At 41.6% G+C, this 8,266-nt stretch carries 8 protein-coding genes and 1 tRNA gene; all 9 read right to left on the reverse strand.

Annotated elements, in window-relative coordinates; genetic code table 11:
* Positions 1-67: 67 nt before the first annotated feature.
* Positions 68-4,156, reverse strand: a complete 4,089-nt coding sequence (gene rpoB / locus ACG9ZL_RS03280) for a DNA-directed RNA polymerase subunit beta (protein WP_004718475.1) — start codon at positions 4,154-4,156, stop codon at positions 68-70.
* A gap of 304 nt (positions 4,157-4,460) precedes the next feature.
* Positions 4,461-4,826, reverse strand: a complete 366-nt coding sequence (gene rplL, locus ACG9ZL_RS03285) for a 50S ribosomal protein L7/L12 (RefSeq protein ID WP_004818508.1) — start codon at positions 4,824-4,826, stop codon at positions 4,461-4,463.
* A gap of 48 nt (positions 4,827-4,874) precedes the next feature.
* Positions 4,875-5,381, reverse strand: coding sequence for a 50S ribosomal protein L10 (gene rplJ / locus ACG9ZL_RS03290; RefSeq protein WP_336952377.1), 507 nt, complete (start codon positions 5,379-5,381; stop codon positions 4,875-4,877).
* 361 nt (positions 5,382-5,742) lie between these two features.
* A complete protein-coding gene (rplA, locus tag ACG9ZL_RS03295; protein ID WP_004718482.1) occupies positions 5,743-6,438 on the reverse strand; it encodes a 50S ribosomal protein L1 in 696 nt (231 codons plus the stop codon).
* Between the two features lie 3 nt (positions 6,439-6,441).
* Entirely contained in the window at positions 6,442-6,870 is a 429-nt protein-coding gene (gene rplK, locus ACG9ZL_RS03300) for a 50S ribosomal protein L11 (RefSeq protein ID WP_004718484.1), read from the reverse strand.
* 117 nt (positions 6,871-6,987) lie between these two features.
* The gene (gene nusG, locus ACG9ZL_RS03305; RefSeq protein ID WP_004718486.1) at positions 6,988-7,521 is read right to left on the reverse strand and encodes a transcription termination/antitermination protein NusG; all 534 of its coding nucleotides are present in this window, start codon (positions 7,519-7,521) and stop codon (positions 6,988-6,990) included.
* A 7-nt stretch (positions 7,522-7,528) separates the two neighbouring features.
* A complete protein-coding gene (gene secE / locus ACG9ZL_RS03310; RefSeq protein ID WP_004718489.1) occupies positions 7,529-7,969 on the reverse strand; it encodes a preprotein translocase subunit SecE in 441 nt (146 codons plus the stop codon).
* 74 nt (positions 7,970-8,043) lie between these two features.
* Positions 8,044-8,119 (reverse strand) — tRNA-Trp (locus ACG9ZL_RS03315).
* 50 nt (positions 8,120-8,169) lie between these two features.
* A partial coding sequence (locus ACG9ZL_RS03320; RefSeq protein WP_017385214.1) for an EF-Tu C-terminal domain-related protein occupies positions 8,170-8,266 on the reverse strand: 97 nt, incomplete at its 5' end.

An 8,266-nucleotide genomic window follows, 5' to 3' on the forward strand; every position in this document is an offset into this window, starting at 1 on the left:
TCTCCCCTACCCCCTCTTTCTTAAAGAGGGGACATTCCCCCCTTTAACAAAGGGGGAATGGGGGGATTTAGTCACCATTTTTCAGTTCAATGTTGATACCTAAAGAACGGATCTCTTTGGTCAATACGTTAAACGATTCAGGCATACCCGGATCCATATAATGGTTACCATCTACAATATTCTTATAGATGCGAGTACGACCTTCAACGTCATCCGACTTCACAGTAAGCATTTCTTGAAGTGTATAAGCAGCACCATAAGCTTCTAGTGCCCAGACTTCCATCTCACCGAAACGCTGACCACCGAATTGTGCTTTACCACCAAGCGGTTGTTGAGTTACAAGTGAATAAGAACCAGTAGAACGCGCATGCATCTTGTCATCAACCAAATGGTTCAACTTGAGCATATACATATAACCAACAGTTACTGGGCGGTCAAAACGCTCACCTGTACGTCCGTCATACAATACTGTTTGACCTGTACGTGAGATACCACCAAGCTCAAGCAACTCTTTGATCTGACTCTCTTCTGCACCATCAAATACTGGCGTAGCTAAAGGAACACCTTTACGCAAGTTACCTGATAACACCAAGATTTCTTCATCGGTCAAGCTATCAAGATCTTCTTGCTCGCCACCAACTTTGTTATAAATCTTGTCTAAGAAATCACGAAGCTCAAGAACAGTACGTTGCTCTTTCATCATCTTGTCGATCTTATCGCCAAGACCTTTTGCAGCCATACCTAAGTGAGTTTCAAGAATCTGCCCCACGTTCATACGTGATGGTACACCCAATGGGTTAAGTACGACATCAACTGGAACACCATGGATGTCATGCGGCATGTCTTCAACAGGCAAGATGTTTGATACAACACCTTTGTTACCGTGACGACCCGCCATCTTATCACCAGGCTGGATACGACGTTTTACAGCTAAGTAAACTTTAACAACTTTCAAGACACCTGTTGTAAGCTCATCACCTGTAGAAAGTTTGCGTTTTTTCTCAGCAAATTTCTCATCGATCTCGTAGCTCTTTTCTTTCAAGAACACTTGAATTTGAGTTAAGCGTTCAGCAATACCTTCATCTGTTGGTTGAACTTCTAAAAGATCAACAAGCTCTAAACCAGACAATACATCTTCAGATAGCTTATCACCACGCTTCGTAGTACCGCCGCCATTCGACTCTTGGCCTTTTAACAAACGGATAATACGTTCACGAGCAGCTTCTTCGAAAATTTTGAATTCTTCTTTCAAGTCTTTACGGTAAGCATCAAGTTGCGCTTTCTCAATCGCTTGAGCACGTTCATCTTTCTCGATACCGTCACGTGTAAACACTTGAACGTCGATGACTGTACCTTTAACGCTTGAAGAAACACGTAAAGATGAATCTTTAACGTCTGCCGCTTTCTCACCAAAGATTGCACGAAGTAATTTTTCTTCAGGAGTTAATTGTGTTTCACCTTTAGGTGTCACTTTACCAACAAGAATATCACCCGCTGCAACTTCAGCACCGATATAAACAATACCTGATTCATCAAGTTTAGATAACGCTGCTTCACCTACGTTAGGAATATCGGCAGTGATTTCTTCCGCACCTAACTTCGTATCACGTGCAACACATGATAATTCTTGAATATGAATTGAAGTTAAACGATCTTCTTGAAGAACACGTTCAGATAATAAAATCGAGTCTTCGTAGTTATAACCATTCCAAGTCATGAACGCGACACGCATGTTCTGACCTAGTGCTAATTCACCACCATCAGTTGATGGACCATCAGCAAGAACGTCACCACGACCGACTTTATCGCCCATGCTCACAAGCACTTTTTGGTTAATACATGTGTTTTGGTTTGAACGCGTGTATTTGATCAAGTTGTAGATATCTACACCTGCTTCACCCGCAATCATTTCATCCTCATTGACACGAATAACCACACGTGATGCATCTACAAACTCAATGCGTCCACCACGTTTCGCAATCACACATACACCAGAGTCGTGCGCTACGTTTGCTTCCATGCCGGTACCCACAAGTGGTTTATCAGCAAGCAATGTAGGAACAGCCTGACGTTGCATGTTTGAACCCATCAAGGCACGGTTAGCATCATCGTGTTCAAGGAATGGAATAAGAGATGCAGCGACAGAGACAACCTGTTGAGCCGATACATCCATATGCGTCACTTTTTCAGGTGGCATACGAACGAAGTCACCTTGGTGACGTACTGAAACGAAGTCTTCAGTTAAATGTCCATCTTTATCCAATGCAGAATCGGCCTGTGCAATCACAGTACCAACTTCTTCAATTGCAGATAAATATTCAACATCATCTGTTACACGACCATCAACAACGCGACGGTATGGTGTTTCCAAGAAACCGAAGTTGTTCGCTTTTGCATAAACAGAAAGCGAGTTGATCAAACCAATGTTTGGTCCTTCAGGCGTTTCAATTGGACATACACGACCATAGTGAGTTTGATGTACGTCACGTACCTCAAAGCCCGCACGTTCACGTGTCAAACCACCAGGCCCAAGCGCAGATACACGACGTTTGTGTGTAATTTCTGACAATGGGTTGTTTTGATCCATAAACTGTGACAATTGGCTTGAACCAAAGAATTCTTTGATTGCAGCAGCAACTGGTTTCGCATTGATCAAATCTTGTGGAGACAAGTTATCTGTTTCAGCTTGGTTTAAACGCTCTTTAACAGCACGCTCAACACGAACCAAACCAACACGGAATTGGTTTTCTGTCATTTCACCAACAGAACGTACGCGACGGTTACCCAAGTGATCGATATCGTCGACTTCACCTTTACCGTTACGAATTTCTACCAATGTTTTCAGTACATCGATGATGTCATCGTTAGAAAGAATACCTTCTACTTCACGAGACTTCTGATCTGTACCTACTTCGTAAGGACGACCCAAACGACGGTTAAACTTCATACGACCCACAGGCGATAAATCATAACGCTCTGTAGAGAAGAATAAGTTATTGAATAAGTTTTCAGCCGCTTCTTTCGTTGGTGGCTCACCTGGACGCATCACTTTGTAGATTTCTACAAGTGCTTCTTCACGGCCAGATGTTGTATCTGCACGTAAGGTGTCAGCAACAAAAGAACCGCGATCGATGTCATTGGTGAACAGGATATTAAATTGTTTAATACCACCTTCAGCAATTCTGACCAAAATCTCATGACTTAATACAGTGTTAGCAGTAATCACTTCACCATCTTTAAGCACGATATCTTCAGCAGTAATACGCTCATACAAATATTCATCTGGAACTGGAAGTTTAGTTAAACCAGCAGCTTCCATTTGACGTACATGGCGAGCATTAATACGTTTACCTTGTTCAACAATGGCTTTACCATCATTGTCCACGATATCAAATTGAGCCATTTCACCACGAAGACGTTCAGGCACAAGGTCAATCTGATAGCTACCCATATCAAGATATACAGGTACTTTTTCGTAGAACATATTCAGAATTTGTTCATTGCTATAGCTCAATGCACGTAACACAACAGTCGCAAGCAATTTGCGACGACGGTCAATACGTACAAAGACTAAATCTTTAGCATCAAACTCAAAATCTAACCATGAACCACGATAAGGAATAATACGTGCTGAATAAAGCACTTTACCGCTTGAATGCGTTTTACCTTTATCATGGTCAAAGAATACGCCTGGTGAACGGTGTAATTGAGATACGATTACACGCTCAGTACCATTGATGACAAAGGTACCATTCTCAGTCATGAGTGGCATTTCACCCATGTACACTTCTTGTTCACGTACGTCTTTAATAGATTTCGTTTCACGATCTTTGATGATCAAACGAATTTTAACGCGCATTGGTGCCGCAAAGGTTGAGCCACGAAGAATACATTCGCGAACATCAAACTCTGGTTTACCAAGACTATACTCAACGAATTCTAAAGCAGCATTGCCCGAATAACTTTCAATAGGAAAAACTGAACGAAATGCAGCTTGGAGACCGATATCTTCGCGATTTTTTGGAGTTTTGCCATCTTGCAAGAATGTTCTGTACGAGTCGACTTGAATCGAGAGCAGGTACGGAGCATGCATGACTTGGGGCAATTTACCAAAATTCTTACGGATCCGTTTCTTTTCGGTATATGAGTATGCCATCTGGAGTCCTCGGAAAGTAAACTAAGTCCGCCTGCAGAACGAACTTAGAAGGAATTACGCAGGTCGATATGACCACCACTTTTATACAAATGCTGCAAATTTCAGTGGTACAAAACGCTTAACAATATTTTTAAAGTGGAAAAATATTGGTAAGCGTTTGATTATGTTTATTTATTTTAAAAATTGATGGTTTTTCTACCAATCAATCTAAAATCGAGCCGGTTATTGTAACGCAAAAAGGCTGATGACCCAAGAGCCATCAGCCAATTTTTGGGGTCAAATTAAAATTCGACCCCTAGCGAAATTACTTAACAGTAACTGTAGCACCAGTTTCTTCAAGTTTTTTCTTAAGTTCTTCAGCTTCTTCTTTAGAAACGCCTTCTTTAAGATTTGAAGGAGCGCCTTCAACTAAGTCTTTAGCTTCTTTCAAGCCAAGACCAGTAACTTCACGTACTGCTTTAATTACAGCAACTTTGTTAGCACCGAAAGAAGTCAATTCAACATTGAATTCTGATTGCTCTTCAGCAGCAGCAACAGCAGGACCTGCAGCTACAGCTACAGCAGCAGCTGATACATTGAATTTCTCTTCGAAAGCAGAGATAAGTTCAACAAGTTCAAGAACAGTTTTTTCAGCAACTGCGTTTAAGATTTCTTCGTTAGTTAAAGCCATGAGAATAACTCCAAATGGATATTGAATGGTGTGTGAAATTTATTAAGCTTATGCAGCTTCTGACTCGTTTTTCTCTTTGAGCGCTGTAATAAGGCGACCCAATTTCGAAATAGGAGCTTGAAGAACATTGGCAAGCATAGTAAGTGCTTTTTCTTGGTTCGGAAGATTCGCGATAACGCTAACTTCAGCACCTTGATAAAGTTTGCCGTCAAATGCAGCAGCTTTAAGTTCAAATGCTTTGTTAGTTTTAGCAAATTCTTCAAACAAGCGAGCAGCTGCGCCCATGTCATCTTCAGAAGTTGAAAAAGCTAGAATAGTTGGACCAACAAGGTTTTCGTCTAAGATATCAAATTGAGTACCTTCGAAAGCACGTTTAGCCAAAGTGTTACGCACGATACGTGTCTTAACACCTAACTTACGAGCTTCAACACGAAGTGTAGTCAATTGTTCAACTGTTAAACCTTGGTAGTCAGCAACAACAGCAGCAAACGCGGTAGAAGCAACTTCATTTACTTCCGCAACGATCTGTTTTTTGTCTTCGATAAGAAGAGCCATTGTAAAACCTCCTAACGGTGATTTATGCAATCCACGGACTGCACTCCCAATTCGTAAATCAATCTCTTGACTTACACGCGGAGGAGGAATCAATCACACCACCGCGTCTACTCAGACTGGTATTTTAAGAAGCGAATCCGAAGACTCCCCTCGCCTGAGGTCTTTGACGCTGATAAATTTACATCTATCAATTCAAAGTCCGCCTGATGATTAACAAAGCAATGCTTTATCAATCCACAAGAAGAAAAGCTCAACCTCAATAGAAGTCATCACTCTTTCTTGCGTAAAATTTGAAGTAACACTTCAAATTTCACTCAGGACTTTAAAATTCTTTTATCTCAATATAATTATTGAAAAATAATTATTTAGAAACGTTTTGTACATCAACAACAAGACCAGGACCCATAGTTGAGCTCAAAGTGATCTTTTGGATGTAGATACCTTTAGAAGTCGCAGGTTTTGCTTTCTTAAGGTCAGCGATAAGCGCTTCAACGTTTGAACGAACAGCTTCAGCAGTGAAACCTACTTGACCGATCGCAGCATGGATGATACCCGCTTTGTCTACACGGTAACGTGCTTGACCAGCTTTTGCATTTTTAACTGCAGTTGCTACGTCAGGAGTTACAGTACCCACTTTAGGGTTTGGCATTAAGCCACGTGGACCAAGGATCGTACCCAACTTACCAACAACACGCATTGCATCTGGAGCAGCAATCACAACGTCGAAATCTAAGTTACCCGCTTGAATGCTTTCAGCAAGATCATCAAAACCAACGATGTCCGCGCCTTCAGCTTTAGCAGCTTCAGCAGCAGCGCCTTGAGCAAACACAGCAACACGTACAGTTTTACCAGTACCTGCAGGAAGTGTAGTCGCGCCACGAACAACTTGGTCAGATTTACGAGGATCAACACCTAGATTTACCGCAACATCCAAAGATTCTTTGAATTTTGCAGCAGGTAGGCTGCTAAGAACTTGTACTGCTTCTTCCAAAGTGTAAACTTTGTTTGCTTCAATAGCTGCAGCAATGGCTTTTTGACGTTTAGTTAACTTTGCCATGTCTTATAGCTCCACTTCCAAGCCCATAGAACGCGCAGAACCAGCAATGGTACGTACACGTGCGTCTAAATCAGCACCAGTTAAATCTGGTTCTTTAGTAGTCGCAATTTCTTCTAACTGAGCGCGAGTCAACTTACCAACTTTAGTTTTGTTTGGTACAGCAGAACCCTTTTGGATACCAGCAGCTTTCTTAAGAAGAATCGCAGCAGGTGGAGTTTTCATGATGAATGTGAACGACTTATCGTTGTACACAGTGATCACTACAGGAATTGGAAGACCTTGTTCAACTTTTTGTGTCGCAGCATTGAATTCTTTACAGAATGCCATGATGTTAACACCACGTTGACCTAGTGCAGGACCAATCGGTGGAGATGGATTCGCTTTACCAGCTGGAACTTGCAGCTTGATATAGCCGTCAATCTTCTTAGCCATTTCAAATTACCTCTGGGTACAAACGCCTTTTAGAGCTCCCCAACATTTCAAGTAACGATACCGTTACAACAACAATGCCCGATCCATAACAAATCGGGCGCTTTCAAACAGTGCAAATTAAATTGTTTTTTCGACTTGGCGAAATTCCAATTCAACTTGAGTTGGTCGATTAAATACATTAATCGTCAACGTTAAACGTGATTTTTCGTACTGAACTTCTTCCACCACACCTTTAAAGTCTGTGAATGGACCGTCAGTAACAAGTAATTCTTCACCCGGCTCAAACATCGTCTTAGGACGAGGTGCTTCGCCTTTGTTGTGTACACGTGCAAGAATCGCATCAGCTTCTTTTTGCGTAATTGGTGCTGGCTTTTCAGCTGTACCACCGATGAAACCTAATACTTTTGGACATTCTTTAACAATGTGCCAAGTTTCATCATTCATTTCCATTTCGACTAACACATAGCCAGGAAAGAATTTACGCTCTGATTTACGTTTCTTACCATCCTTCATCTCTACCACTTCTTCGGTAGGAACAAGGACTTCACCAAAACTATCAGCAACAGCGCTACGCTGGATTCGATCATTAAGTGAACGCATCACTTGTTTTTCATAACCTGAATAGGCATGAATAATGTACCAACGTTTCATAGCTCTCTTACCCGATAATAAACTTCATAAACCAACCGATGATATAGTCAAAACACCACAAAATAATTGCGGCAACTACAACAACGAGGAGAACTTGCCATGAAGTGGTTACTGTTTCATGTTTCGTAGGCCATGTAACTCGACGCAATTCGATACGAGAGTCTTTAAGCAAACGAACAAAGCCTTTGCCTTGATGGGTGGCGTATAATAAACCTAAAGCTACGATGATACAAGCTAAAATTACCCCAATACGCACCCAGACACTATTTGCAGGTGCCCAATACGCTGGAAGATATTGATTTGTCATCAACGCACCGCCAAATAAAGCTAATGCAATGATCCACAAAATAAAATCAAATGGAGAACTTGTCTTCACCATTTCAGCAGAATTGTTGCTTTGAGGAATTGCCGCGCCGCCCATTGCGTCACGTGATTTATCATTCGACATTTTTGTACTCGTCGTAGGTTTCGCGACTTATTATATGACCAGTTTAGCCGACATCAAGTTTTTTATTTAAAAAATGGCAGGTCAGGAGGGACTCGAACCCCCAACATTCGGTTTTGGAGACCGACGCTCTACCAATTGAACTACTGACCTATAAACAAACCGAGAGCCTAAACTCTCGGTTAGAATAAACATATTAGCGGTTATGCAGTTACTTTAGCAACTACACCAGCACCAACTGTACGACCACCTTCACGGATCGCAAAACGTAGACCTGGGTCCATTGCGATTGGGTGGATA

Origin of the sequence: Acinetobacter legionensis, assembly GCF_048551735.1 — a bacterium.
In the GTDB taxonomy this organism is placed as follows: Bacteria; Pseudomonadota; Gammaproteobacteria; order Pseudomonadales; family Moraxellaceae; genus Acinetobacter.

Coding starts and splice junctions, on each gene's coding strand:
- rpoB (WP_004718475.1), bottom strand. CDS start 4,156: ATGGCATACTCATATACCGAAAAGAAACGGATCCGTAAGAATTTTGGT.
- rplL (WP_004818508.1), bottom strand. CDS start 4,826: ATGGCTTTAACTAACGAAGAAATCTTAAACGCAGTTGCTGAAAAAACT.
- rplJ (WP_336952377.1), bottom strand. CDS start 5,381: ATGGCTCTTCTTATCGAAGACAAAAAACAGATCGTTGCGGAAGTAAAT.
- rplA (WP_004718482.1), bottom strand. CDS start 6,438: ATGGCAAAGTTAACTAAACGTCAAAAAGCCATTGCTGCAGCTATTGAA.
- rplK (WP_004718484.1), bottom strand. CDS start 6,870: ATGGCTAAGAAGATTGACGGCTATATCAAGCTGCAAGTTCCAGCTGGT.
- nusG (WP_004718486.1), bottom strand. CDS start 7,521: ATGAAACGTTGGTACATTATTCATGCCTATTCAGGTTATGAAAAACAA.
- secE (WP_004718489.1), bottom strand. CDS start 7,969: ATGTCGAATGATAAATCACGTGACGCAATGGGCGGCGCGGCAATTCCT.